The organism is Streptomyces sp. NPDC034111 (genome assembly GCF_055575375.1).
The window spans coordinates 26,352-52,066 of the sequence record NZ_JBVIST010000011.1 but is presented as its reverse complement, the minus strand read 5'-3'; the positions used below and the strand labels follow the sequence as shown (position 1 = coordinate 52,066).

Below are 25,715 nucleotides of genomic sequence, written 5' to 3'. Positions count from 1 at the left end.
GCTCATGCCTCGAGGGGACTGTGCGAGCCTGCTCACCCGGTCGGCCGGCTACGGGGTCGCCGCGCGGAAGAGGGCCAGGAGGGCCTGGGCCGGCGAAGTGTCCGCGTCGAAGAACTGCGTGGCCAGCGCGGGTGGCACGGCCGTTCCGTGCATGCGGACCTCGTGGCACCTGAAACAGAACGCCGCCTCGAACAGCGCCAGGTCGAGAGAGTCCTCGTAGCCCCGGACGCTCCAGCCTGGCGAGAAGCCGCACCGGTGCTGTTCGCTGCCGGGCAGGTTCTCCATCAAGGCCAGGGCGTCGGCGGCCTCGCTCCCAGCCCAGTGGGCGACCGCCCTGCCGGGGTACGCGACGCCCCGCTTGGTCGGGAGGGCGGAGATCCTTACGACCTCGATCAGCACGGTGGCGGCAACGGCATCGGCAGGGAGCTGCATGTGCGCAGTCTGCCCGCCGGGTCGCGTCTAGCTAAAAAAGTGAAGCGCAATCTCAGCGGGCCAACTCACTCGCTCACGGGCCAACTGAGGCGGAATCACTTTTACTCCCAACTGGGCACGGTGAGATTTCACCGATACCCGCACAAAAATCTCCTCACCGGGCTGGCCACCAGCACGGTGAACACGGTGCCCGAGGCGCCGTGTGAGCCCTGCTCTTCCTGTAAAGCGAGCTTGACAACCGCTGAGAGGTGACAAGTAAGCTTTACACGTGCGAAACAGCGTCAGGGAACTGCGGTCGTCACGAGGGCTCTCCCAGGGGCAGTTGGGCACAGCCCTCGGGGTCTCACGGCAAACGATCAACGCGATCGAAACCGAGCGGTACACACCTTCCCTGCCGCTCGCCTTGTCCATGGCCAAGTTCTTCAAGGTCAGCGTTGAGGAGATGTTCCATGTCGATCAAAGCCCAGCAGATGACCAGTAGCACAGCCAAGCGGGCGGTCCCCCGCTTATTCCTCGGCGTCGGAGTCGGCTGCCTCGCGGCCGCAACTGTCGGCGGCCGCCTCGCTCTCGGCCTGGTGATATTCGGGATCCTGGCGACCTGCAGCCTCGCCTTGGTCCTGCTGGGACGCCGGAGCGAGACCTATCGGGGCCTCACCGAAGATCCCGACGAACGCTTCGCCCGGATCGGAGGGCGAGCCTGGGCCGGCACGGGCGTGGTGCTGACCGTGGGGAATCTCTGCGCTTTCATCGGCGAGCTGGCATCCGGACGAAGCGGCGATCCGTACTACTGGTTCGTGGCCACCGCCGCCATCACCTACATCGCGTTCGTCGCCTTCTTCACTCGGCATACCTGAGAAGCCATCCCTTCGAACAGCTTCGCCGCCGTACGTCCGACCAGACAACGCGATCAACCTGGTCACCGGAGGTCGGTGCCGGGCGAGGCTGAGCAGGCGCGGGCAATGGCGGGCACGTCAGTTCCCGGCCGAGCCCTGGGCGGCGGCTCGGGCTTGGGTGATGGCGAGGCGGTGGGATTCGGTGCCGGGCTGGATGAGGTTGCCGCCGAAGCTGAGGCGGTCGACGATGGCCGCGCAAAGGCGGGGGCGGTGAAGGTCTTGGTCCAGCCGCTTCGGCTTCCATGAGTGAATCCTTGCGCACAGGAACGGCGCGGTGGGGCGAACTGGCCGGATCAGGCAGGGATCAGGCAGGGACCGGCGCCGACGGTGAATGGCCACTGAGAAATGCCCCGGCCGGATGGTCGGCAACGGGATCCGAGGAATCCATCAAGGCGTGAGCGGATCCGGCTGGAGGCCGTGGCTCGATTCGAGCCGGGGAGAAGAACGCGGAGGTTGCCGCGCACGGAACGGGACCGTGCCGACCGCGACCCGTCGGAGAGCGCCTACACCCCGTCCCCACTCCCGTTGCTGTCCCCGCTGAAGGACAGCCCCTCCGCCGCCAGGGCGTCGCGCAGGATGCCCAGGGCCTTGGGTCCCATCCCGTGCAGCTGCCGCAGCTCCGCCTCGCTGGCGCCGGCCAGCTGGGAGAGCCGTAGATAGCCGGCCCGCTCCAGCGCCCGGCGCGCCGGGGCGCCGATCCGTGGGGGAAGGCCGTCCGAGGGCTCGCCGAGCTCGGTGTCGTCGGCCGTCACAGGGCTTCTCCTCGTCGTACGGACTGCTGCCTCGCTCCCAGCCTGACACCGTCGTGGCCGGGCCGCCCGCAGGGGAACGCTCATGGGACGTTCTCCGGCTGGAAAGATCCACGTGGTCCCCTGAACGCACGGCACGCCGAGAACAGCGGTATGCGTGTCGTCATCGTCACCGAATCCTTCCCGCCCGATGTCAACGGCGTCGCACACTGCGCCCTGGAAACCGCCCGGCACCTCGTACGACGCGGGCACGAACCACTCGTCATCGCTCCGCTCGGTGGCGGCGCGCCCGGCCCCATGACCTTCGAGAGCCCCTGCCGGGTCGTCCGGGTGCCCTCGATGCCGCTGCCCGGATACCCGCAGGTGCGGATCGCGCTCCCGGGGCGCCGGCTGTCCGCGGCGCTCACCGAACACCGGCCCGATCTGGTGCACCTGGCCAGCCCCTTCGTCCTCGGAGCCCGCGGTATGGCGGCCGCGGCCCGGCGGCAGGTGCCCGCGATCGCCGTCTACCAGACCGATCTGGGCCGCTACGCCCGTACCTATCTCGGAGGCGGCGCGGCCACCGCCTGGCGGCGCATCCGCGCGGTGCACGCGGCCGCGGACCGCACCCTGGCACCTTCCAGCGCGGCGCTGCTGGACCTGACCGAGCACGACGTGCCGCGGGTGCACCTGTGGCCGCGCGGTGTCGACTCCGAGCGGTTCCACCCCGGGCGGCGCGACGCGGTGCTGCGCAGCTCGCTGACCGCGGGACGGGAGCTGCTGGTGGGGTACGTGGGGCGGCTCGCGCCGGAGAAGGACGTCCGGCTGCTGGCCGAGACCTCCCAGCTGCCGGGCGTACGCACCGTCGTCATCGGCGACGGCCCCAGCGCCGCCGGGCTGCGCGCCGCGCTGCCCGACGTCCGCTTCCTGGGGCGGCGCACCGGCGATGAACTCGCCCGGCTCTACGCCTCGTTGGACGTCTTTGTGCACACCGGTCCGTATGAGACCTTCTGCCAGACCGTGCAGGAGGCGATGGCCTCCGGTGTGCCGGTGGTCGCGCCACGGGCGGGCGGCCCGGTCGACCTGGTCGACCACGGCCGTACCGGACTGCTGGTGCCCCCGGGCGACGGCGGTGCGTTCCGGGACGCGGTGCGCTTCCTCGGGGACAGCGCCGAGCTGCGGGTACGGTTCGGCGCCGCGGCCCGGCGGGCCGTCGCGGACCGCACCTGGGAGGCGGTCGGCGACCAGCTGCTGGGCCACTACGAGGCCGTGCTAGCCGACCGGACGGCGGTGGCGGCATGAGCCGGCGGCAGGACAGCGGGGCGGGCCTGCGGATCGTACGGATCGCCAACTTCGTCACCCCGGCCTCCGGCGGGCTGCGCACCGCGCTGCGGGAACTCGGCGCGGGCTACCGGGCCGCCGGACACGAGCCGGTGCTCATCGTGCCGGGTCCGCCTGGCCGCGGCACGGGTGACGAACTCACCGCACAGGGACGGGTGATCACCCTGCCCGGACCGGAGCTGCCCGGCAGCGGCGGCTACCGGATGCTGACCGACCGGCGGCGGCTGGAACGGCTGCTGGCGGCGCTGGCCCCCGACCGGCTGGAGGTCTCCGACCGGACGACGCTGCGCTGGACCGGCGAGTGGGCCCGCCGGGCCCGGGTGCCCGCGGTGATGGTCTCCCACGAGAGTGTGGACGGGGTGCTGCGCACCTGGGGCGTGCCGCGGCCGCTCGCCCGGGCCGCCGCGGACCGGCTCAACCGCCGTACCGCACATGCCTACAGCCGGGTGGTGTGCACGACCGAGTGGGCGGCGGCGGAGTTCACCCGGGCCGGGGCGCGCAATGTGGTGCGGGCACCGCTCGGGGTCGATCTGGCCGCCTGGCACCCGGACTGCCGCAGCACGGAGCTGCGCCGTCACTGTGCGGGCCGGGCGGAGTTCGTGCTGCTGATGTGTTCCCGGCTGTCCCAGGAGAAGCGGCCGGGGCGGGCCCTGGACGCCCTGGCGGAACTGCGCCGGCGCGGGGTCGACGCGGCGCTGGTGGTGGCCGGTGACGGGCCGCTGCGGTCGCGGCTGGAGGCCAGGGCGCGGGCCGAGCGGCTGCCCGCGGCGTTCCTCGGCCATCTCGCCGACCGCGCCCGGATCGCCGCGCTCCAGGCCAGCGCCGATCTCGCGTTGGCGCCCGGGCCGGCGGAGACGTTCGGACTGGCCGCCCTGGAGGCGCTGGCCTGCGGCACCCCGGTGGTCGCCAGCGCGGCCTCGGCGCTGGCCGGGCTCGTCGGCAGCGGTGGCGATACGGCGCTCGACGACGGGCCCTCCTTCGCCGACGCCGTCCAGCGGGTGCTGGCCCGGCCCGGGCCCGCCCGGCGCGCAGCCGCCCGCCGGCGCGCCGAGGGCTACGGCTGGCAGCCCGCCGTCGACGCCTTCCTGGCGGCACACGACGCGCCCGCGGTGCTCGGCCGGCCGGTCGCCGCGGCGGCCTCGCCGTACCCGGCGGGTCCGCGGGGCGGGTGGTGACCATGGCGTCCGAAGGGGGAGCGATATCCGGCGCGCCGGCCACGTCCGGTCCTGCTCAGGCCGGCGGCTCCGCCGCGGCCCCGGACAGCTTCGTCGCGCTCGGCGATTCGCTGACCGAGGGGCTGGGCGACCCCGTACGGGGCGGCGGCTGGCGCGGCTGGGCCGCACTGCTCGCCGAGGCGCTGGGCGAGCGGCCCGGGAGTGTGGCGCTGGTCAACCTGGCCTTCAGCGGGGCCCTCGCGGCCGATGTCGCCGAGCGGCAGCTGCCCCTCGCGCGCGAGCTGAGGCCGCGGTATGTCTCGCTGGTCGTCGGCGCCAACGACACCCTGCGCTCCGCCTTCGCCATCGAGCGGGTCGCGGCCGCGCTGGACCGGGTGCACGGCGCGCTGAGCGCGGACGGGGCGGTGGTCCTGACGGCGTGCCTGCCCGACCCGGGGAAGATGCTGGGGCTGCCCGCGCCGCTGGCCCGTCCGCTCGCCCGCCGGATGCGCGCCGTCAACACCGTCGTCCATGCGGTCGCCGCCCGCTACCAGGGCGTCCATCTGCACCTCGCCGACCACCCCTGGGTCGCCGAGCGCGCCTCCTGGAGCGTGGACCGGCTGCACCCCAGTGAGCGCGGCCACCGGCTGCTGGCCCGCGGTTTCCACACGGCGCTCGCCGACACCGGCCTGCCCCTGGGGCCGCCGCCCTCGCTCACCCTCGACGGCCGGCCGCCGACCCGTACCGCATCCGCCCTGTGGATGGCGACCAAGGGGACGCGCTGGGTGGTCGACCGGTGCACGGACCTGCTGCCCGGGCTGCTCGGTCTGGCGCTCCAGGAGTGCCGGCACGGGCCGGCCGGGTCCGGTCGCCTGCTGGACGCCGCGACCGAACACGCCACCCGTGCCGCGCTTGCCGCGCTGGGCGGCGCCGACCGGGCGAAAGACGCCGCTACGGTGCCGGACGCTGCGACAATGGCGGGATGACGACCGGACGCTGGGAGTTCTGGATCGACCGCGGTGGCACCTTCACGGACGTCGTCGGCAGGCGGCCGGACGGACGGCTGGTCGCCGGCAAGCTGCTCTCGCACCACCCCGAGCGCTACCGGGACGCCGCGGTGGCCGGTATCCGGATGATGCTGGGCCTCGGGCCGGACGAACCGGTGCCCGCCGACCGGGTCTCCGTCGTCAAGATGGGCACCACCGTCGCCACCAACGCCCTCCTGGAGCGCAAGGGCGAGCCGACGGTGCTGCTGATCACCGAGGGCTTCCGGGACGCGCTGCGGATCGCCTACCAGAACCGGCCGCGGATCTTCGACCGGCACATCGTGCTGCCCGAGGCGCTCTACGACCGGGTGATCGAGGTGCCCGAACGGATCGGCGCGCACGGCGAGACGGTCCGCCCGCTGGAGGTGGACCGGGTCCGCGCGGCGCTCGTCCGGGCCCGCGCCGACGGGCTGCGCAGCGCCGCCGTCGTCCTGCTGCACGGCTACCGCCACGCCGACCACGAACGGGCGGTCGCCGAACTGGCCCGGCGGGCCGGCTTCACCCAGGTCAGCTGCTCGCACGAGGTCAGCCCGCTGATGAAGCTGGTGCCGCGTGGCGACACCACCGTCGTCGACGCCTATCTCTCGCCGATCCTGGGCCGCTACGTCGACGAGATCGCCGCCCAACTCCCCGGTATCCGGCTGATGTTCATGCAGTCCAACGGGGGGCTCCGGGAGGCCACCCACTTCCGCGGCAAGGACGCGGTGCTCTCCGGCCCGGCCGGTGGTGTGGTCGGCATGGTCCGTACGGCCGCCGAGGCGGGCGACGGGCACGACCGGGTGATCGGGTTCGACATGGGCGGCACCTCCACCGATGTGTCGCACTACGCCGGTGAGTTCGAGCGGGTCTTCGGCAACGAGGTCGCGGGTGTACGGATGCGCGCGCCCATGATGAACATCCATACCGTGGCGGCCGGCGGCGGTTCCGTACTGCACTTCGACGGGCGCCGCTACCGCGTCGGCCCCGACTCGGCCGGCGCGGTCCCGGGGCCGGCCTGCTACCGGCGCGGTGGACCGCTCACCGTCACCGACGCCAATGTGATGCTCGGGCGCATCCAGCCCGACCACTTCCCCGCCGTCTTCGGGCCGGACGGCGATCAGCCGCTGGACGCCGAGGTGGTCCGCACCCGCTTCGCGGAGCTGGCCGCACGGGCCGCCGCCGAGGCCGGGGACGACCGCGGCCCCGAGGAGGTGGCGGCCGGCTTCCTGGAGATCGCGGTGCTCAACATGGCCAACGCGGTCAAGAAGATCTCCGTGCAGCGCGGCCGGGACATCACCCGCTACGCCCTGACCAGCTTCGGCGGCGCCGGCGGCCAGCACGCGTGCGCGGTCGCCGACGCCCTGGGCGTCAACACCGTTCTCGTGCCGCCGCTGGCCGGTGTGCTCTCCGCCTACGGCATCGGGGTCGCCGACGCCACCGCGATGCGCGAACAGGCCGTCGAGGCGGAGCTCGCCGACCCCGCGGCCGTCGACCGGATCCACCAGGTCTGTGACACGCTCGCCGGACAGACCCGGCGCGAACTCCTCGACGACGGCGTGCCGGACGCGTCGATCACCACCCGCGCCCGGGTGCTGGTCCGCTACGCCGGGACCGACTCCACCATCGGTGTACCGCTCGGCGACGCGGACGCCATGAGTGCGGAGTTCGTCCGTGCGCACCGCGAGCGCTATGCCTTCGCCATGGACAAACCGCTGGTGGCCGAGGCGGTCTCGGTCGAGGCGCTGGGGGAGGCCGGCGGCGCTCGGGGCTACGAGGTCCCCTCCGGCGGCCGGGAAGGGGAGCTGACGCCGGCCGCCACGGTCCGGATGTACGCGGGCGGACGCTGGCGGGACACCGTCCTCTATCGGCGCACCGATCTGCGCCCCGGCGACACCCTCACCGGCCCGGCGATCATCGCCGAGGAGGATGCGACCACGGTCCTCGACCCCGACTGGCAGGCCGCCATGGGTGACCGCGGCCACCTCCTGCTGACCCGGGCCCGCCCGCGCGGCGACCGGGTCGCGGTGGGCACCGAGGCCGACCCGGTGATGCTGGAGGTCTTCAACAGCCTCTTCATGGCCATCGCCGAGCAGATGGGCGTCCGCCTGGAGAACACCGCACACTCCGTCAACATCAAGGAGCGGCTGGACTTCTCGTGCGCGCTCTTCGACGCGGACGGCAACCTGATCGCCAACGCCCCGCACATCCCGGTGCACCTGGGCTCGATGGGGGAGTCCATCAAGGAAGTGCTGCGGCGGCGCGGCGACGACATGCGGCCGGGCGATGTGTATGCGGTCAACGATCCCTACCACGGCGGCACCCACCTCCCTGACGTCACGGTCGTCACCCCCGTCTTCGCAACGACCTCTGATGCGGTAACGCACGGTGACGAGTTGTTGTTCCTGGTCGCCTCCCGCGGCCACCACGCGGAGATCGGCGGCATCACGCCGGGCTCGATGCCCGCCTTCAGCACCACCATCGAGGAGGAGGGCGTTCTCTTCGACAACTGGCTGCTGGTCCGGGACGGGAAGCTGCGGGAGAAGGAGACCCGCGAGCTGCTCACCGCCGGCCCGTACCCCTCCCGCGCCCCGGACGCCAACCTCGCCGATCTACGCGCCCAGATCGCCGCCAACGAGAAGGGCATCCACGAACTCCACCGGATGACCGAGCAGTTCGGGCTGGACGTCGTCCGCGCGTACATGGGCCACGTCCAGGACAACGCCGAGGAGTCCGTGCGCCGGATCATCGCGCAGCTGTCGGACGGCAGTTACCGCTACGAGACCGACAGCGGCGCGGAGATCCACGTCACCCTGACCGTCGACCGCACCGAGCGCAGCGCCGTACTGGACTTCGCCGGCACCTCACCCCAGCAGCCCGGCAACGCCAACGCGCCCACCTCGGTGGTGATGGCGGCCGTGCTGTACGTCTTCCGCACCCTGGTCGCCGAGGACATCCCGCTCAACAGCGGCTGCCTCAAGCCCGTCCAGGTCCGTATCCCGGAGGGCTCGATGCTCGCCCCCGTCCACCCGGCGGCCACCGTCGCGGGCAATGTGGAGACCTCCCAGGCGGTCACCGGCGCGCTCTACGCCGCTCTCGGCGTCCAGGCGGAGGGCTCGGGCACGATGAACAACCTGACCTTCGGCAACGACCGGGTGCAGTACTACGAGACCGTCGCCAGCGGCTCGGGCGCGGGCGACGGCTTCCACGGTGCGGACGCCGTACAGACCCATATGACCAACTCCCGGCTGACCGACCCGGAAGTACTGGAGTGGCGCTATCCCGTCCGCGTCGACAGCTTCGCCGTCCGTGCCGGCAGCGGTGGCCGGGGCCGCTGGCACGGCGGCTGCGGCGTCGAGCGCCGGCTGCGCTTCCTGGAGCCCATGACCATCGCCCTGCTGACCAACCACCGCCGGGTCCCGCCGTACGGTCTGGCGGGTGGTGCCCCGGGCGCGCTCGGCGTCAACTCCGTCGAGCGGGCGGACGGTTCGCACCGGCAGCTGGCGGGCTGCGATGTGGCGGAGGTCGGCGTGGACGATGTGCTGGTGGTACGGACACCGGGGGGCGGCGGATACGGGGCCGCGGACGACGGCTGACCGTCCCGCGGCCTCAGCGCAGCCGGAGGAACCGGACCGGGGTGCCCGGGACCGCCTGCGCAGCGGGGGCCAGGAAGCGCTCGGGGACGACACCGACGACCGGGTAGCCGCCGGTCGTGGGATGGTCGTGCAGAAACAGCACGGGCAGGCCGTCGGGCGGGACCTGGAGCGCGCCCAACGGCATGCCCTCGCTGGGGAGTTCGCCGGGGCGGGCGCGTTCCAGCGGCGGGCCCTCGGTGCGCAGCCCGATCCGGTTGCTGGCCGGGGAGACCCGGAAGCGGCCGGTGGTCAGGGTGCGCAGCCCGGCCTCGGTGAACCACGCGTCGCGGGGTCCGGGCAGGAACGGCAGCAGGAGTTCGGCCACCGGGCCGGCGTGCGGGACGGCGTCGGCGGTGGCCGGCGGGCCGTACGGTTCGCCCAGGGGGAGGACGGCGTCGTCGGTGAGCGGGTCGGGGCCCAGCCCGGAGAGGAGATCGGCGGCGCGGCTGCCCAGGACCTCTTCGGTGTCGATACCGCCGGCGAAGGCGAGATGGGAGCGCAGCCCGTGGGTCGCGGGCCCGGCGTCCAGGACGGCTCCCGCCGGGACGCGGACCGGTGCGCCCCAGGGGGCGGGGCGGCCGTCGACGGTCACCGGACAGGGGGCGCCGGTGACGGCCACGGTGGTGGCCGTGCGGACCCGTACGGCGCACCCGGTCAGTGTCGTCTCCAAGGTGGCGGCCCGGTCCGGGTTGCCGACCAGGCGGTTGGCGAGGCGGTGCGCGGGCTCGTCCAGGGCGCCGGCCCGCGGCACACCGAGGTGGGCGTGGCCGGGCCGGCCGAGGTCCTGGACGGTGGTGAGCGCACCGGCCCGGACCACCGAGAAGGCGCGGTCGGTCATCGGGCGGTCTCCAGGGCTTCCACGGTCTCCACGGTCTCCAGGGGGACGAAGCGGACGCGGGTGCCAGGGGTGAGCAGCGCCGCCGGTTCGCGGCGCGGGTCCCACAGCACCGTGTCGGTGGTGCCGATCAGCTGCCAGCCACCGGGCGAGGAGCGCGGATAGACCCCGGTGTACGGACCGGCCAGCGCGACCGAGCCCACCGGGACCTTGGTGCGGGGGGTGTCCCGGCGCGGAACGTGCAGCGGCTCGGGCAGTCCGGTCAGATAGCCGAAGCCGGGCGCGAAGCCGCAGAAGGCGACGTGGAACTCGGTGCCGGAGTGCCGGCGCACGACCTCGTCGGGGGTGGTGCCCCACAGGGCGGCGACATCGGCGAGGTCGGGGCCGTCGTAGCGGACCGGGATCTCGACGGCCGGCCGGTCGGCGGCGGTGAGCGGCGGGATGTCCCAGCTGCCGAGTTCGGCGATCAGCCCGCGGGGGTCGGCCAGGCCGTCGACGAAGACCGTGCGGGCGGCCGGCACGATCTCGCGGGCCGGGGGCAGGGTGCCGTCGGCGGCCCGGCGCAGCAGCTCGGCGTGCAGCGCCTCGACCTCCTCGGCGCTGTCCAGCTCGATCAGGAGCCCGTGTTCGCCGACCGGCAGCGGCCTCATACGAAGCTCCGGACGCGCACCCCGGCCGCGGTCAGTTCGGACCGTACGCGCCGGGCGAGGGCGGCGGCTCCGGGGGTGTCGCCGTGCAGACACAGCGAGCGGGCGGTGACCTCGACCCGCCGGCCGTCGAGGGAGGTGACGGTGTGGTCGCGGGCCATCCCCACGGCGCGTTTGACGACCTCGTCGGGGTCATGGAGCACCGCGCCCGGCTCGCGCCGCGACACCAGGGTGCCCTCGGCGGTGTAGGCGCGGTCGGCGAACGCCTCTCCGACGACGGGGAGGCGGGCGTGCCGGGCGGCCTGGTGCAGCCGGGAGCCGGGCAGGCCGAGGACCGGCAGCCCGCCGCCCGCGGTACGGATGCCCTCGATGACGGCGCCGGCCTGCTCCTCGTCGTACACACAGCGGTTGTAGAGCGCGCCGTGCGGTTTGACGTAGCCGACGCGGGCCCCGGCGGCGCGCGCGAACACCTCCAGCGCACCGATCTGGTAGGTGATCTCGTCGGCCAGCTCGTCCGGCGGTACGTCCATCGCGCGGCGGCCGAACCCGGCCAGATCGCGGTAGGAGACCTGGGCGCCGATGACCACCCCGCGCTCGGCCGCCAGCGCGCAGACCCGGCGCATGGTGGCCGGATCGCCGGCGTGGAAGCCGCAGGCGACATTGGCGCTGGTGACGACGGACAGCAGCGCCTCGTCGTCGGTGAGCTGCCAGCGGCCGAAGCCCTCCCCGAGGTCGGCGTTGAGGTCGATGACGGGAGAGTCCGCCGCGTCGCTCGCGTCGCTCATGTCAGTCCGTTCCAGAGGGGCAGTCGTGCCGGTCGGGCGGGCCGTTCGCAGGGCACGGTGGCCGGTGTACGGGCGGGCGGGAACGCGGTGACCGGCCGGCCCCTCCGTAGCGGCTCTCCCCCGAGGGCCATCGGGCCGGCCGACGTTGACGGATAACGTAGAGGATCGTTGAACGATCCGACAAGGGGTGTGCCGCTGCCCGGCTGTCGGTCCGTTGTTTTGTCCCCTGATCTGGGATTGACTGCCGCTCGAAAGGGACCGGACGGCCCAGGTGGCCGCCAGGCACGGTGCGAGAGCGGGGAGCGGTATGGCCGGCGGAGCGGCGAAGAACGATCAGCGGCGGCTCGCCGAGGTCGCGGGCCTGGAACGGGACCGCGCCCTCCTGGGGCGCGCGAGCACGGCCGAGCGGGTCGCCGACATCCTGCGCGACCGGATCGCCGAGGGCTACTTCCCGCCCGGCGCCCGGCTCTCCGAGGAGAGCATCGGCGGTGCGCTGGGCGTCTCGCGCAACACCCTGCGGGAAGCGTTCCGGCTGCTGACGCACGAGCGACTGCTGGTGCACGAGCTCAACCGCGGGGTCTTCGTACGGATCGTGACCGTCGAGGACCTGGAGGACATCTACCGGGTGCGGATGCTCGTGGAGTGCGCGGCGGTACGCGGCCTGGGGGAGGGGCCCTACGGCCCGCCGGTGGCCGAGGCGGTCGAGGCGATCGAGGCCGCGGTGCGGGCCGGTGAGGCGGCCGCCGCGGAGCGGGCCTGGGACGACCTCTCGACCGCGAACATCCGCTTCCACCAGGCGATCGTCGCGCTGGCCGGCAGCCCCCGCACCGACGAGCTGATGCGCGGGGTGCTGGCCGAACTCCGGCTGGTCTTCCACGTCATGGACGATCCGCAGCGCTTCTACGCGCCGTACCTGGTCCGCAACCGGCAGATCGCGGAGGCGCTCCAGGCGGGGCGCGCCGCCGAGGCCGAGCGGCTGCTGCTGTCCTATCTGGAGGACTCCCGCGGCCAGTTGTCCGGGGCGTACGCCCAGCGCATCGCGACGGAGTGAACAGGGTTCCGAGGATTGCCCTCGCAGAACCCTTGTCGGATCGTTGAACAATCGCCTAGCCTCCGCTGCAATCTCTTCACCCCTCTCCACGGACCCGCAGGGGTCCCGTATGCGGAAGGCGGGAGCCATGGTCGTGCTCCTCGGCGTGCTCGTGGTCGTGATCGGCTTCGCCACGAAACGCAATCCCCTCCTGGTCGTCGGGGTGGCCGGCATCGTCACCGGCCTCCTGGGCGGCCTGTCACCGGGCAAGGTGCTGGCCGCCTTCGGCGAGGGCTTCGCCGGCAGCCGGGCGGTGACGATCTTCGCGATCACCCTCCCGGTCATCGGCCTGCTGGAGCGCTACGGCCTCCAGGAGCAGGCCCGCAACCTGATCGCCAAGTTCGCCCGGCTCACCACCGGCCGCTTCCTCGCGCTCTACCTGGGCCTGCGGCAGATCGGCGCCGCGGTCGGGCTGACCAATGTCTTCGGGCACGCCCAGACCGTCCGCCCCCTCGCCGTCCCGATGGCCGAGGGCGCCGCCGAGCGCAAGTACGGCCAACTCCCCGCACGGACACGGGAGAAGGTCCGGTCGTTCTCCGCCAGTGCGGACAACGTCGGCCTGTTCTTCGGCGAGGACGTCTTCCTCGCCGTCGGCTCGATCCTGCTGATCACCGGCTTCGTCAACACCACCTACGGCACCCACCTCGAACCGCTGCACCTCGCGCTGTGGGCGATCCCCACCGCCGTGTGCGCCTTCGTGGTCCACGGCTGGCGACTGCTGCGCCTGGACCGCCAGTTGGAGCGCGAACTGCTCACCGCCAACGTCCAGTCCAGCGCCGCAGTGGAGGCAGCCCAGTGATCAAGGCAGAGTGGTTCTACTGGCTGGTCGGCCTCAGCTTCCTGGTGATGGCCGCCCAGATGGTCACCGACCGCAGCAACCCCAAGCGCTATGGCACCGGCGCCTTCTGGGGCCTGATCGGTGCCGGCTTCATCTACAGCAGCTGGGTCGTCACCAAGCAGGCACCGGCCGAACCGCTGGGCGCCGCCGTCCTCGTCATGGCCGCGCTGGCCGGCTTCGGTTTCACCGGACGCGGCACCCCGCGCACCACCACCCCCGAGGAGCGCACCGCCCACGCCGCCAGGTTCGGCAACCGGCTGTTCGTCCCCGCGCTGACCATTCCGGTCGTCGCCATGGCCTGCGCCATCGGCGTCAAGCACCTCTCCGTCGGAGGCGAACCGCTCCTCCAGGCGGGCAGCGAAACCATCCTGGGCCTGGGGATCGGCGCCGTCGTCGCACTCGTCGTCGGCATGATCATGCTGCGCGAGAAGCGGATATCGGTACCCGTACAGTCCGGCCGCTCCATGCTGGAAGCGATGGGCTGGGCGATGCTGCTGCCGCAGATGCTGGCCACACTGGGCGCCATCTTCCAGGTCTCCGGCGTAGGCGACCAGGTCGGCAAACTCACCACCTCGGTATTGCCCAAGGACTCGCTCTACATCGCGGTGGTCGTCTACTGCGTGGGCATGTTCGCCTTCACCACCATCATGGGCAACGCCTTCGCCGCCTTCCCCGTGATGACCGCGGCCGTCGGCTGGCCCGTCCTGATCGGCCACTTCCACGGCAACCCCGCCGCCGTCCTCGCCGTCGGCATGCTCGCGGGATTCTGCGGCACCCTCGTGACCCCGATGGCCGCCAACTTCAACATCGTCCCGGCCGCCCTGCTGGAGCTGAAGGACCAGTACGGGCCCATCAAGGCCCAACTGCCCACCGCGGGCGTGCTGCTCGGCTGCAACATCCTGATCATGGCGCTGTTCGCCTTCTGACTCCGCCTCCCCTCGACGCCCCCCACCAAGGATGACCGTATGGCCCGGGTACTGCTGACCGGATTCGCACCGTTCGACGGGGAAACCGTCAACCCCTCCTGGCAGGCGGTACGCGCCGCCGCGGCCGCACCGCCTGCCGGAATCACGGCGTCCGCCGTCGAACTGCCCTGCGTCTACGGGGCGTCGGTGGCCGTCCTGCGCGCCGCCATCGAGGAGACCCGCCCCGAGATAGTCGTCTGCGTCGGCCAGGCGGGCGGTCGCCCCGACATCACCGTCGAACGCGTCGCCATCAACGTCGACGACGCCCGGATCCCCGATGTCTCCGGCGCCGAACCGGTCGACGAGGCGATCGTGCCCGGCGGTCCCGCCGCGTACTTCTCCACCCTCCCGGTCAAGGCGTGTGTGGCGGCCGTCCGCGCCGCCGGCCTTCCCGCCTCGGTCTCCAACACCGCCGGCACCTTCGTCTGCAACCACGTCTTCTACGCCCTCGCCCACCTCCTCGCCACCGAACTCCCCGGCGTACGCGGCGGATTCGTGCACGTCCCCTACGCGCCCGAACAGGTCACCGACCGCGCCCAGCCGTCCCTCCCGGTGGCCGCCGTCGCCCAGGCCCTGCGGGAGATCGCCACCGCCGCGGCGCACACCCACACCGACCTCCGCGTCCCCGGAGGAGCCACCCATTAAGCGACTGTGGAGGCTGCCCGCGGCAGACCGCCGGTCGGGGCGGCTCGCGCTCTGGTGGACCGTCGGCCCGGCGGGAGAACTCGCCGTGCTGCTCGTCGACCGGCGGAGCCTGAGCCGGAGCCGTTACGTCAAGGGCTGGGTGGGACAGGCCCCAACGGTCCCCTTCGACGCGGTGCTGGTGATACGCCGGCCCGACGGATCCGTACAACGCCGCACGATAAAGGGCATACCGGTCCGGCCCACTCATATCGCTCTGCTCCCTGATTCCCGGCTCCTCGTGGCAAGCGGTCGCGCGTTCAGGGAGGACACCGGCTCGTGGCAGCAGAACGCCATGGTGGTGAATCGGGAGGGCGAGCAGGAGAGCGCCTTCTGCATCGGTGACGACATCCCGGTCCTGGTGACCGATCGCGGGGGTGCGATCTGGACGGCCTATGGTGACGAAGGCATCTATGGCGGACATCCGGAGTCAGCGGCCGGACTCGCCGGCTGGAGCGCCGGGGGCGAGGCGGTCTGGGCCCCGGAAGGCCGCCTTCCGGACGCGCCGTTGGAGGGCTGCACCGCGGCGACCGAGGGCGACCGGGTGTGGCTGGTCTGGTACTCCGGCGGCAGCCGCGGGGGCACGTTCCTGACGCGGATCACGCCCTCCACGGGAGAGGTGACCACCTGGCCCAGCCCGGTACGCGCACCGGACGGATTCGCGGTGCGCGGCAACCGTGCGGTCCTGACCAGGCGCCACCACAACCGGCGAGCAACCGAAGTGGTCCGCGCCGAGCTGACCGGCACCACATGGAACGTGACCGACCGGCGCACGAGGCGGGTGCCCGGCCGGGTGGTCATGCACTGCGGCCAGGGGCGCGACGGCGTTCTGTGGCTACGCGCCGGCGACACCTGGCTTTGTATCGAAGCCTGACACCGTTGCGGGACCTGGGAGCCGGCCGCGGCGGGCCGCACCGTAGAATGAACGACCGGCCGACGCGCCGTCCGGCCGTCCGCCGTCAACGGATTCACCGGCCGTTCCACCCATGAACGGATCCGCGCCGTTTCGTCCGTTGTCAGTGCGACCGCCTACTCTGTGCGACGTGACTTTTCCCGCCCCGGGGCCCGCTGCGCCCCAGCTCAACGGGGTTAACCGCCCCGCGCCGGGCCCGGCCGCCGACGAAGGCCTGGCCCGCCGGCTGCGCGCCCTCGCGTGCACCGCGCCGCTGCACGACCTCGACGTGCGCAAGGCCAACCTCGCGGGCGAGTACGGGGTCTATGCGATGGCGGAGGTGGCGCTCGCCGTCATCGACCTCGTCACCCTCAACATGGACTTCGACACCGGCGCCGACCACGAAGAGATAGTGGCCAAGGTGCTCCCCAGGGTGGCCGCCCAGACGCCCGGCCGTCCCACGGGCGAGCATGAGCGGGTGGCCCGCTGGGTGCTGGAGAACCTGATCAACGTCGGCAGCGTGGACCGCGGCTTCCGCGCCGTCTACGGCACCTTCACCACCGACGGCGCGTACGTCCGCCGCGACTACGACTTCAAGCTGATCGAGGAGGTCCCTGGCGCCGGCGGCACCGTCTATCTGAGGGCCACCGACGAAGCGGTCAACGTCCTGGTCGGCGCGCTCGACACGGACGTCACCAGCGCCCAGATCGCCGCCGAGGTCAAGCTGGAGGTGCTGATCAACCGCGGCCGGCTGGCGGACGCCCAGCTCGCCGCCGAGCAGGCCCGCTACCGCACCGTCCAGTACGCCGAGACGCTGCGCCGGACCCTGGACGCCACCCGGCGCAACGTCCGCGCGGTCGACTGGCTGGAAACCGTCCCGGACATGATCAACGAGGCGCTGGACCACGTCGCGGACCGCTACCGCCACGAGAACGCCATCCTCACCAACATCCGCAAGGCCCGCGACGAGACCGAGGAGCCCGACCACAAGCGGCGCGCCGCCGAACTCGTCGACATCGTCAAGGACTGCATCCGCCGGCACACCCAGCTCCAGTCCCGGCTGCTGGAGGCCGGCCCGCTCTTCCGCGCCGAACAGGACCGGCAGGCCTTCGCCGCCCCCGTCGCCCGCGCCGGACTCGACCTGTACGGCCAGCTCGTCGCGCCCCTGCTGCCGCTCCCCGCCGAACAGGCCATCCGGGTCACCGACGCCTTCTTCGCGCACGGCACGGGCCTGCGCACCCCCTCGGCGGTCCGGGTCGGGGACCTCGTCGAGGTGCTGCTCACCCCGCCCGTCGAGCGCGAGCACCTGGGCGCCGAGATGCCCGAGCCCGACCTGGTGGCCACCCCGGACGACAGCCGCTTCAGCGAGGCCCAGCTCGATGCCGCCATGGCGCTGCTCGACCTGCCCCACGACGCGCCGCGCCGGCTCTCCGGCCTGCTCGCCGAGGCGCGCCGCAGCGATCCCGAACTCCCGTACCTGGTCGCCCTGCTGGCGGTGCACGCCGCCAGCCCGCCGGTCGGTACCGCCTACCGGCAGGGCGAGCAGCAGCTGCTGTTCGCCGTCGACGACGGTACGGAGCTGATGGACCCGGAGTTCGGCGGTGCCGACCTCATCGTCGGTACGGCCCTGCTGGACGCCGCCGGCATGGCCGCCGACCGCTCGGAGGTGGCCTGATGCCCCGCGCCCGGCCCGTACCCCCGATACCGGCCCGGCCGCGCACCGCGCCGTACGGCCCCCCGCCCGCGCACCGGCGCACCCTTTCCCCGACCGTCCCCCGCCCCTGCAAGGAGCCTGCCCCGTGACCCAGTACGACGCCGACGAGGTGCCGCAGCCGGACCCGGCGCCCGCGAGCGGCGAGCCGGGCCGGGGCGCGCCCACCGCCGACGCAGAGCCGACGGCGGCGCCGCGGCCTGCGGCCGTCACCCCGGCCGACGCGGCCGATGCCGCGCGGCTGGTCTCCTTCGGCCTCCAGCCCAAGCTGCTGCCGGCCCGCGACGCGGAGTACGGCGAGCTGCTGCGCCGCTATCGGGACGAGCCCGCCTTCGCCCGGCTCGCCGACGCCGTCGCCGGCGGCCTCGGCCTGGTCGTCCTGGAGGTCTCCACCCGCGCCGGGATGGCCGTCACGGCCGCCGAGGACTCCGTCTTCGCGGTCCGTATGGGCGACTACGCCCGCCGGGCCTCCGCCGACTCCGCCGACCGCTTTCTGCACGGTCTGGCGCATCTGGCGGTCGCCGCGCTGGCCTTCCCGCGCCCCGAAGACCTCGCCGACGACGGCTATATCGGCCGGATCACCGTCAACGGCGTCGACGCCTTCGTACGGCAGGCCTGTCGCCGTCTGGAGGAGCGGGCCGAGCAGGACGGCGAGAACACCGACCCGGTCACGGACGCCCCCGGCCTGGAGTCCGCCTGGCGCATCTACGCCCGGCGCAGCGCGACCGGTGCCACCAAGGACGCCCGGCGTCTTGCCGGTTCGACCACCGGCATCATCGCCAAGGCCGTGACCTTCCTCGTCGACTCCGGCTTCCTCCAGCGCACCGGCGACGACGCGGGCGGCGCCTACCGGACCACCGCCCGCTACCAGCTCCAGGTCCGCGACATGGCCGGCAGCGCCGCCATGGCCGAACTCCTGGACCTCGGCATCGTCCCCGTCGCCGACGGCAGCGCCTCGCTGCTCCCCGGGGAGGACACCGACGCCCTCGGCCTGGTCTCCGACGCCGGCCTGCCGTTCCACTCCACCTGACGACGCCCCGCCGCCGCCCGACCACCCCCGCCACGACAACGAGAGTCCGCCATGTACGAGCTGTCCCGGGTCCGCCTCTACTCCATCGGGCCTGCCGGTGCGCGCTATGCCGACACCGTGCTGGACCTGCGGGGGGTCGGTGCGCCCGTGCCCCAGCCGGCACCGGCGCAGGCGGACTTCTTCGAGGACGAACCGGTCGGGCCGCCGCGCCGCCCCGCCCCCGCCGGTGTGCTCTTCCTGGAGAACGGCGGCGGTAAGTCCGTCCTGCTCAAGCTGATCTTCTCGGTCATGCTGCCGGGCCACCGCAACACCCTGGGCGGCGCCAGCTCCGGCGTCCTGCGCAAGTTCCTGCTCGCGGACGACTGCGGCCATGTCGCCCTGGAGTGGCAGCACGTGCTGACCGGCGAGAGCGTGGTCGTCGGCAAGGTCAGCGAATGGCGCGGCCGGCAGGTCTCCAACGACCCGCGAAAGTTCGCCGAGGCCTGGTACAGCTTCCGGCCCGGCCCCGGTATGAGCCTGGACTCGCTCCCCGTCGCCGAGGCCACCGTCGTCCGCCCCCGCCAGGAAGGCGGTGAGGGCACCTCCGGCGCCCAGGGCCGCCGCCGCACGATGAAGGGCTTCCGCGACGTCCTCACCGAGGCCGGCAAGAACTACCCCAATCTGGACGTCGTCTGGGAGGAGATCCACGAGCGCTGGAACGAGCACCTGGGCGAGCTGGGCCTGGACCCCGAGCTCTTCCGCTACCAGCGGGAGATGAACGCGGACGAGGGTGAGGCGGCCGGCCTGTTCGCGGTGAAGAACGACTCGGACTTCACCGACCTGCTGCTGCGCGCCGTCACGGACACCCGCGACACCGACGGCCTCGCCGACCTCGTGCACGGCTTCGCCCACAAGCTGGGCCGGCGCGCCGAGCTCACCGCCGAGCGGGACTTCACCGCCGGGTCGCTCGATCTGCTGTCGCGGATCGCGGACGCGGCGGAGCAGCGCGAGCGGGCCCGCGAGGTACATGCCGGTGCCGAGCGCCGCACCCGCGCCCTGGCCCAGCGGCTGCACGCCCGCGGCACCGAGGAGCGCGGCCGCGCCGCCGAACTGGCCGAACAGGTCGCCGCCGCCGCCCACCGCGTCACCGACGCCGAGCGGATCCGCGAGCGCCGCGCCCTGGTCTCCGCCGAACTCGCCTACCGGCACGCCTCGCTGGCGCTGGCCGCCGCGGAGAAGGGCGCCGCCGCCCAGCGCCGTGAGCTGAACGACGCCCGTACGCTGCACAGCGCCTGGCAGGCCGCCGAGATCGCGCTGCGCCACCGCGCCGCGGCCGACCGTTCGGCGCGGGTCGCCGCCGCCATCCGCGAGGCCGAGCGGGACGCCGCCCCGGCGCTGGCCGCCCGGGCCACCGCCGCCGCCGACCTGGTCCGCGCCCTGCACGCGGCGGCCGAGGCCGGGGAGCGGATCGCCAACGAGGAGGAGGAGCGCTCCGCCGCGCTCCAGGAGGCGGGTGAGTCCGCGCACCGCGACGCCACCACCGCCGCCACCCACGCCCAGCGCGCCCGCAGCGAGGCCGACCATCTCAAGCAGCGGCTCGCCGAGGTCGCCGAGGAGACCGCCGAGGCCGTACGGGCCGGCTGGCTGGACGACAGCGCACCGGACGCCGACCCGGCCCGCGCCGCGCTCGCCGCCTCGGACGCGGAGAAGACCGCCGTCGAGGCCTGGGACACCGCCCGGGAGACGGCACGTCAGGCCACCGACCGCGCCCGCGAGGAAACCTCCCGGCACTCCGCCGCCGAACTCGCCGCGGCCCGGGCCGAGGACGCCGCCGAAGCCGCCGGGCGGGCGTACGACGCCGAGCGCCGGGCGGCCGAGTCGATCGGCGCCGAGCAGCGGCTCGCCGAACTCCTCGGTCTCCCGCAGGCGGACGCGAGGACCGTCGGTGTGCCCGGTCCCCGTACGGGCACACCCGGTACGGAGCCGGACGCCCCGCGCCGCTCCGCCGGCGCCGGACCGCTGACGGCCGAGGAGCTGGACCGTAACGCCGATGCGTTGCAGGAGCTGCTGGAGGAGGGCGTCGCCGCCGCCGAGCGGCAGCTGTTCGATCTGCGCACCGCCGCCGCCGACGATGCGCGGATCCTCGGCGCACTGGGCGACGGCGGACTGCTGCCCCCGGGGCCCGATGTGCTGGCCGCCGTGGAGTATCTGGGTGAGCACGGTGTGCCCGCGCTGCCCGGCTGGCGCTATCTCGCCCAGTCCGTCGACCCCGCCGACCACGCCCGGGTGCTCTCCGCCCGCCCCGAGCTCGTCGACGGCGTGATCATCACGGACCCGGACACCCACGCCCGGGCCCGCGAGGTGCTCGGGCAGGCGGCGCTGCTGCCGCGCTCCGCGGTCGCCGTCGGCACCGCCGCGGCGCTGCTCGCCCCCACCCCGGCCCCCGACGAGCGGGACACGGGCGTCTTTCTCGTGCCGCCGAACCCGGCGATGCACGACGAATCCGCCGCCGACGAGGAGCGCCAGGCCTTGCGGGCCCGCGCCATAGAGCGTGACGAGGAGATCCGGGCGCTCGCCGCCCGCCTCGCCGGGGACCGTGCGCTGGCCGCCCGGCTCGGCTCGTGGCGTACGGGCTGCCCCGCAGGCCGGCTCGCGGAGCTGGCCGCGGAGGCGGAGCAGACCCGTACGGCCGCGGAGGAGGCCGCCGCCGAGCTGGCCGAGGCCCGTACGGCCCGCAACGAGGCCGAGGAGATCGCGGCCGAGGCCACCCGGGAGCGCGACGAGCGGCAGGAGGCCGCCCAGCGCGCCCGCCGCGCCGCCGACCTGCTGGCCGGGCTCGCCCACCGGCTGCGTGAACGGGCCTCCTGGCAGTCCCGGCTGCGTGAACTCGCCGACGAGGCGGCCGAGTTCGAGGCCCGCGCCGAGGAGTGCGTGGACCACGCCCGGGCCGCCGACGAGGACCGCAGGGCCGCCCAGCGCGCCGCCGACGACGCCCGCCGTACCGCCCGTGCGCTGCGGGCCGAGCGCGCCGAGATCGCCGGCGTGCCGGACGAGCTGGGCGAGGCGCCCGAAGCTCCCAGCACCTCCCTGCCCGCGCTGCGCGAGGCCTACCGCGCCGCCTCCCAGCTCTACGAGAAGGTCGGTGTCGGCGCCGATCTGCGCGCCGAGCAGGCCCGCGCCGAGGGTGACGAGTCCGCCGCCCTGGCGGAGCTGAACCGCCTCACCAACAAGGTCCGCACCCGCGCCGAGGCGCTGCTGGAGAGCCCGGACGCGGCCGACGGCCCGTCCCGGCAGGCCGCCGCGGCCCGCGCCGAATCGCTCGTCCAGATGCTGGAAACCCGTGCCTCGGCCGCCAGTGAGCAGCTGGGCCGGCTGCGTGGTGAGGCCGAGCGGCTGGCGCCCACCGACGGGGAGGCGCACACCGAGCTGCCCGACGAGCTGGTGCCCAGGGACGCCGAGCGGGCCAAGGAGCTGCTGCGCGCCGCGGCCGGTGAACTGGCCACCGCCACCGAGGCGCTGGAGAACGCCAGGGAGCGGCACGAGGAGCTGCTGCGCGCCCACCGCGGGGCCGAGGACGCGGCCGGCGGCTTCGACGAGACCGCCGCCCTGCTGCGCGATCTGCTGCGGGACAACAACGACGCCGAGGACGCCGCCGAGGAGCGGACCGAACCGTACGCCGGCTCCCTGGGCGAGGCCCGGCAGGCCGCCGCCGAGTCCCGCCGCTCGCTGCGCGGCTGCGCCGCCGATCTCTCCGGCGCCGAGTCCGCGGTCCGCGAGGCCTCCGACATCCTCGTACGGCACGCCAACTCCACCCGCTACGAGCAGGTCCGCACCCCGGCCCGGCAGCAGATCCGTGAACTGCCCGCCGCGGCGCTGCCGGACCACGCCGCGAAGTGGGCCGAGGCCTTCGCCCCCCGGCTGCGGGTGCTCACCGACGAGCTGGCGCAGCTGGAGCGCAACCGCGACTCCATCGTCGACCGGCTGCGCGGCCTGGTCGAGTCGTCGCTGACCACCCTGCGCTCCGCCCAGCGGCTGTCCAGGCTGCCCGAGGGGCTGGGGGAGTGGTCCGGGCAGGAGTTCCTGCGGATCCGCTTCGAGGACCCCGACCAGGCCACGCTCACCGAGCGGCTGGGCGAGGTCATCGACGAGGCGACCCGCTCGGCGGTCAAGAAGAACAGCGATTTGCGGCGGGACGGGATGTCCCTGCTGCTGCGTGGGGTCAGCGCGGCGCTCCAGCCGCGCGGCGTGGCGGTGGAGATCCTCAAGCCGGACGCGGTGCTGCGCGCCGAGCGGGTGCCGGTCGGGCAGATGGGCGATGTGTTCTCCGGCGGTCAGCTGCTGACCGCGGCCATCGCGCTGTACTGCACGATGGCCGCGCTGCGCAGCAACGACCGGGGCCGCGACAAGCAGCGGCACGCGGGCACGCTGTTCCTGGACAACCCCATCGGCCGGGCCAACGCCACCTATCTGCTGGAGTTGCAGCGGGCCGTCGCCGATGCGCTCGGCGTCCAGCTGCTGTACACCACCGGCCTGTTCGACACCACCGCGCTCGCCGAGTTCCCGCTGGTCATCCGGCTGCGCAATGACGCGGATCTGCGCGCCGGGCTGAAGTACATCAGCGTCGAGGAGCATCTGCGGCCGGGTCTGCCGCAGCAGGATCCGGCCGGGGAGGCGGTGCACGGCCAGATCACGGCGACGCGGATGTACCGCCGCCCGGAGGAGCCAGCCGCCGAGGACGTGGCCGGGGCGGACGAGGCCGCCGGGTGACCTAGGGCCTGATCCAAACGACAGGCCCTACGGGCGCGGGGCGGGCGCGGGTTGGGGGCGGGCTGCCGGTCACGGCACCACCACCGACCGCAGCACCTCCCCGCGCCGCATCCTGGCGAACGCCGCTTCGAGACCGTCGAGCGCGACGGTCTCGCTGACGAAGCGCTCCAGATCGAGCTTGCCGCTCAGGAACAGATCGATCAGCACCGGGAAGTCACGGCTGGGCAGACAGTCGCCGTACCAGGAGGACTTCAGCGCGCCGCCGCGGGAGAAGAGGTCGATCAGCGGCAGCTCGATACGCATGTCCGGGTCGGGGACGCCGACCTGGACCAGGGTCCCGGCCAGATCGCGCATATAGAAGCCCTGCCGGTAGGTCTCCGGCCGGCCGACGGCGTCGATGACGACATCCGCGCCGTGCCCGCCGGTGAGGGAGCGGACGGCCTCGACCGGGTCCGTACCGCGGGAGTTGACGGTGTCGGTGGCACCGAACCGCTCGGCGGCGTCCAGCTTGGCGTCGTCCAGGTCGATGGCGATGACCCGGCGCGCACCGGCCCGGGAGGCGCCCGCGATGGCGGCGTTGCCGACCCCGCCGCAGCCGATGACGGCGACGGTGTCACCGCTGCCGACGGCCCCGGTGTGCACGGCGGCGCCGTAACCGGCCATCACCCCGCAGCCGATCAGGCCCGCGGCCTCGGGGCGGGCTGACGGATCGACCTTCACCGCCTGCCCGGCGGCGACCAGGGTCTTCTCGGCGAAGGCCCCGATGGCGAGGGCGGGGGTCAGCTCGGTGCCGTCGAGCAGGGTCATCGGCTGTGCGGCGGTGCGGGAGTCGAAGCAGTACCAGGGCCGGGCGCGCCGGCAGGACCGGCACCGTCCGCAGGGGGCCCGCCAGGCGAGCACCACATAGTCGCCGGGGGCCGGCTCGGTGACGCCGGGCCCGACGGCCTCGACGACACCGGCCGCCTCGTGGCCCAGCAGATAGGGGAAGCCGTCGCCGACCGCACCGTCGCGGTAGTGCAGATCGGTGTGGCACACCCCGCAGGCATGGACGGACACGAGCACTTCGCCCGGGCCAGGGTCCGGCACGAGGATCGGCAGCACCTCGACGGGGGCGCCCTTTTCGCGGGCGACGACGGCGCGGGCTTCGTGCGGCATGTCTCACTCCTAAAACAGCGCCTGCGGTGGTGGCAGGGCGGGCGACGCGCGTGAGGTGGCACGGATGCCTGTGAGGGGTGGGAGTGGTGCGCTGCGCTGGGAGCGGGGACGGTGGTGGAGGGCGCTCCACCACCGTCCCCGGTGTGTTGCCTATAACGCGCTAGGTTGCGCCATAGGAGACATGCTGGAAGTCCGTCAGGGATCCGTCAAGGGGGATTTTCCGCTACCGGGTCTCAACCCCCGTACCCCATGCGGCGGGAGAGTTCGAGGGCCGCCTTGGCTGAGCATTCCGCGAGCTCGGGCAGCCGCTCCCGCCCCATCCGGTACGCCGGTCCGGAGACGCCGATCGCGCCGATCACCGCACCGTCGTGCGCCCGCACCGGCGCCGCCACCGCATTCAGTCCGATCTCCAACTCCTCGCTGGTGCAGGCGAAGCCGTCGTCGAGTGCGGCGGCCAGCTGCGTGCGCAGTTCCGCCGCCCCGGTCAGGGTGTGCTCGGTGAACTGCGCCAGTTTGCGGGTCACCAGGGTCTCCCGGCGCGGCTGCGGCAGATGCGCCAGCAGAACCTTGCCGCTGGCGGTGGCGTGCAGCGGGGTGCGCCGGCCCAGCCAGTTGTACGCGGTGACCGCGGCGGAGCCCCTGGCCTGCATGATGTTGACCGCGGCATCGCCGTCCAGCACCGCGATGTTGGCGGTCTCCCCGGTCTCGTCGGCGAGCGCCCGGCACACCGGCTGGCCCTCCTGGGAGATGTCCAGCCGGATCGCGGCGGCGCCGGCCAGCCGCAGCACCCCGGCGCCCAGGTAGTACTTGCCGCGCTCCTTCTCCTGCTCGACCAGCCCGCGGTGCTCCAGCACCCCGAGGATCCGGAACGCGGTCGACTTGTGGACGCCCAGCTCCTCGGAAATCTCGGTCACGCCGGCCTCGCCCAGCCTGGCCAGGATCTCCAGCACGCTCACCGCACGGTCCACGGACTGGACGGATCCCGCCCCGCCGCGCCGCTCCTCGGACCGGTCGTCCGCCGTCCCGTTCGTGTTCGACATGGGTCTTTGTCTCACCACCCGGTGGCCCCCGTCGGGCGCGTCCGGGGCATCTGCCGAAAGCCCCTTGACGGCCCGCACTGCGCCTTGGATTCTGT

General features: G+C 73.5%; 21 protein-coding genes and 1 pseudogene. 14 read left to right on the top strand and 8 right to left on the bottom strand.

Annotation, left to right across the window (positions count from 1 at the left end; translation table 11 throughout):
* Positions 1 to 48: 48 nt before the first annotated feature.
* Positions 49 to 432 (bottom strand): hypothetical protein, encoded by a 384-nt coding sequence (locus ACZ55A_RS23645; RefSeq protein WP_468843330.1) that lies wholly within the window; start codon positions 430 to 432, stop codon positions 49 to 51.
* Positions 433 to 700: 268 nt separating this feature from the next.
* Between ACZ55A_RS23645 and ACZ55A_RS23640 the strand changes: the two genes are divergently transcribed.
* Positions 701 to 913 carry a helix-turn-helix transcriptional regulator gene (locus ACZ55A_RS23640; protein ID WP_468843327.1) on the top strand — a complete coding sequence of 71 codons (213 nt, stop codon included), beginning with the start codon at positions 701 to 703 and terminating at the stop codon, positions 911 to 913.
* Complete coding sequence (locus tag ACZ55A_RS23635; RefSeq protein WP_468843324.1) at positions 882 to 1,286, top strand: hypothetical protein; 405 nt, start codon at positions 882 to 884, stop codon at positions 1,284 to 1,286. Before ACZ55A_RS23640 ends, ACZ55A_RS23635 begins: the two co-directional genes overlap by 32 nt.
* Positions 1,287 to 1,403: 117 nt before the next feature.
* On the opposite strand, the pseudogene ACZ55A_RS23630 reads toward ACZ55A_RS23635, so the two are convergent.
* A pseudogene (locus tag ACZ55A_RS23630) lies at positions 1,404 to 1,564 on the bottom strand (IS21-like element helper ATPase IstB); the annotation flags it as partial.
* 264 nt (positions 1,565 to 1,828) lie between these two features.
* Entirely contained in the window at positions 1,829 to 2,077 is a 249-nt protein-coding gene (locus ACZ55A_RS23625) for a helix-hairpin-helix domain-containing protein (protein WP_468843321.1), read from the bottom strand.
* Between the two features lie 150 nt (positions 2,078 to 2,227).
* Between ACZ55A_RS23625 and ACZ55A_RS23620 the strand changes: the two genes are divergently transcribed.
* Genes ACZ55A_RS23620 through ACZ55A_RS23605 form a run of 4 tightly spaced genes read left to right on the top strand, consistent with a single transcriptional unit; the run spans position 2,228 to position 9,166 of the window.
* On the top strand, positions 2,228 to 3,355 hold the full coding sequence (locus ACZ55A_RS23620) for a glycosyltransferase family 4 protein (protein WP_468843319.1): 1,128 nt from the start codon (positions 2,228 to 2,230) through the stop codon (positions 3,353 to 3,355).
* Positions 3,352 to 4,569 (top strand): glycosyltransferase, encoded by a 1,218-nt coding sequence (locus ACZ55A_RS23615; protein WP_468843316.1) that lies wholly within the window; start codon positions 3,352 to 3,354, stop codon positions 4,567 to 4,569. The genes ACZ55A_RS23620 and ACZ55A_RS23615 overlap by 4 nt, the downstream gene beginning before the upstream one ends.
* A complete protein-coding gene (locus tag ACZ55A_RS23610; RefSeq protein WP_468843313.1) occupies positions 4,566 to 5,534 on the top strand; it encodes an SGNH/GDSL hydrolase family protein in 969 nt (322 codons plus the stop codon). Before ACZ55A_RS23615 ends, ACZ55A_RS23610 begins: the two co-directional genes overlap by 4 nt.
* On the top strand, positions 5,531 to 9,166 hold the full coding sequence (locus tag ACZ55A_RS23605) for a hydantoinase B/oxoprolinase family protein (protein ID WP_468843311.1): 3,636 nt from the start codon (positions 5,531 to 5,533) through the stop codon (positions 9,164 to 9,166). The genes ACZ55A_RS23610 and ACZ55A_RS23605 overlap by 4 nt, the downstream gene beginning before the upstream one ends.
* Before the next feature lie 13 nt (positions 9,167 to 9,179).
* On the opposite strand, the gene ACZ55A_RS23600 is transcribed toward ACZ55A_RS23605, so the two are convergent.
* From ACZ55A_RS23600 to ACZ55A_RS23590, 3 genes are read right to left on the bottom strand one after another with little or no spacing between them, the layout of a single operon-like run.
* The gene (locus ACZ55A_RS23600; protein ID WP_468843309.1) at positions 9,180 to 10,043 is read right to left on the bottom strand and encodes a 5-oxoprolinase subunit C family protein; all 864 of its coding nucleotides are present in this window, start codon (positions 10,041 to 10,043) and stop codon (positions 9,180 to 9,182) included.
* Positions 10,040 to 10,690 carry a 5-oxoprolinase subunit PxpB gene (gene pxpB / locus ACZ55A_RS23595; RefSeq protein ID WP_468843307.1) on the bottom strand — a complete coding sequence of 217 codons (651 nt, stop codon included), beginning with the start codon at positions 10,688 to 10,690 and terminating at the stop codon, positions 10,040 to 10,042. The genes ACZ55A_RS23600 and pxpB overlap by 4 nt, the downstream gene beginning before the upstream one ends.
* Positions 10,687 to 11,472: a LamB/YcsF family protein gene (locus ACZ55A_RS23590; RefSeq protein ID WP_468843305.1), complete on the bottom strand. Its 786-nt coding sequence runs from the start codon at positions 11,470 to 11,472 to the stop codon at positions 10,687 to 10,689. The genes pxpB and ACZ55A_RS23590 overlap by 4 nt, the downstream gene beginning before the upstream one ends.
* 307 nt (positions 11,473 to 11,779) lie before the next feature.
* Here ACZ55A_RS23590 and ACZ55A_RS23585 point away from each other — a divergent pair, with 307 nt between their 5' ends.
* The 8 genes from ACZ55A_RS23585 to ACZ55A_RS23550 all read left to right on the top strand — a co-directional run bounded on the left by ACZ55A_RS23585 (position 11,780) and on the right by ACZ55A_RS23550 (position 23,425).
* Complete coding sequence (locus tag ACZ55A_RS23585; protein WP_468843302.1) at positions 11,780 to 12,523, top strand: GntR family transcriptional regulator; 744 nt, start codon at positions 11,780 to 11,782, stop codon at positions 12,521 to 12,523.
* Between the two features lie 127 nt (positions 12,524 to 12,650).
* Positions 12,651 to 13,361 carry a DUF969 domain-containing protein gene (locus ACZ55A_RS23580; RefSeq protein ID WP_468843786.1) on the top strand — a complete coding sequence of 237 codons (711 nt, stop codon included), beginning with the start codon at positions 12,651 to 12,653 and terminating at the stop codon, positions 13,359 to 13,361.
* The gene (locus ACZ55A_RS23575; protein ID WP_468843300.1) at positions 13,358 to 14,326 is read left to right on the top strand and encodes a DUF979 domain-containing protein; all 969 of its coding nucleotides are present in this window, start codon (positions 13,358 to 13,360) and stop codon (positions 14,324 to 14,326) included. Before ACZ55A_RS23580 ends, ACZ55A_RS23575 begins: the two co-directional genes overlap by 4 nt.
* Before the next feature lie 39 nt (positions 14,327 to 14,365).
* Positions 14,366 to 15,010, top strand: a complete 645-nt coding sequence (pcp, locus tag ACZ55A_RS23570) for a pyroglutamyl-peptidase I (protein WP_468843298.1) — start codon at positions 14,366 to 14,368, stop codon at positions 15,008 to 15,010.
* 85 nt (positions 15,011 to 15,095) lie between these two features.
* Positions 15,096 to 15,920 (top strand): hypothetical protein, encoded by an 825-nt coding sequence (locus ACZ55A_RS23565; protein ID WP_468843296.1) that lies wholly within the window; start codon positions 15,096 to 15,098, stop codon positions 15,918 to 15,920.
* Between the two features lie 169 nt (positions 15,921 to 16,089).
* Positions 16,090 to 17,613 carry a hypothetical protein gene (locus ACZ55A_RS23560; protein ID WP_468843293.1) on the top strand — a complete coding sequence of 508 codons (1,524 nt, stop codon included), beginning with the start codon at positions 16,090 to 16,092 and terminating at the stop codon, positions 17,611 to 17,613.
* Between the two features lie 124 nt (positions 17,614 to 17,737).
* The gene (locus tag ACZ55A_RS23555; RefSeq protein ID WP_468843290.1) at positions 17,738 to 18,679 is read left to right on the top strand and encodes a hypothetical protein; all 942 of its coding nucleotides are present in this window, start codon (positions 17,738 to 17,740) and stop codon (positions 18,677 to 18,679) included.
* Between the two features lie 51 nt (positions 18,680 to 18,730).
* Positions 18,731 to 23,425, top strand: a complete 4,695-nt coding sequence (locus tag ACZ55A_RS23550) for a coiled-coil domain-containing protein (RefSeq protein ID WP_468843287.1) — start codon at positions 18,731 to 18,733, stop codon at positions 23,423 to 23,425.
* A 69-nt stretch (positions 23,426 to 23,494) separates the two neighbouring features.
* Here the strand turns inward: ACZ55A_RS23550 and ACZ55A_RS23545 are convergent, their stop codons facing one another.
* Together ACZ55A_RS23545 and ACZ55A_RS23540 are read right to left on the bottom strand one after the other, a co-directional pair.
* Complete coding sequence (locus ACZ55A_RS23545) at positions 23,495 to 24,580, bottom strand: S-(hydroxymethyl)mycothiol dehydrogenase (protein ID WP_468843285.1); 1,086 nt, start codon at positions 24,578 to 24,580, stop codon at positions 23,495 to 23,497.
* 233 nt (positions 24,581 to 24,813) lie between these two features.
* Complete coding sequence (locus tag ACZ55A_RS23540) at positions 24,814 to 25,620, bottom strand: IclR family transcriptional regulator (protein ID WP_468843282.1); 807 nt, start codon at positions 25,618 to 25,620, stop codon at positions 24,814 to 24,816.
* Positions 25,621 to 25,715 lie beyond the last annotated feature (95 nt).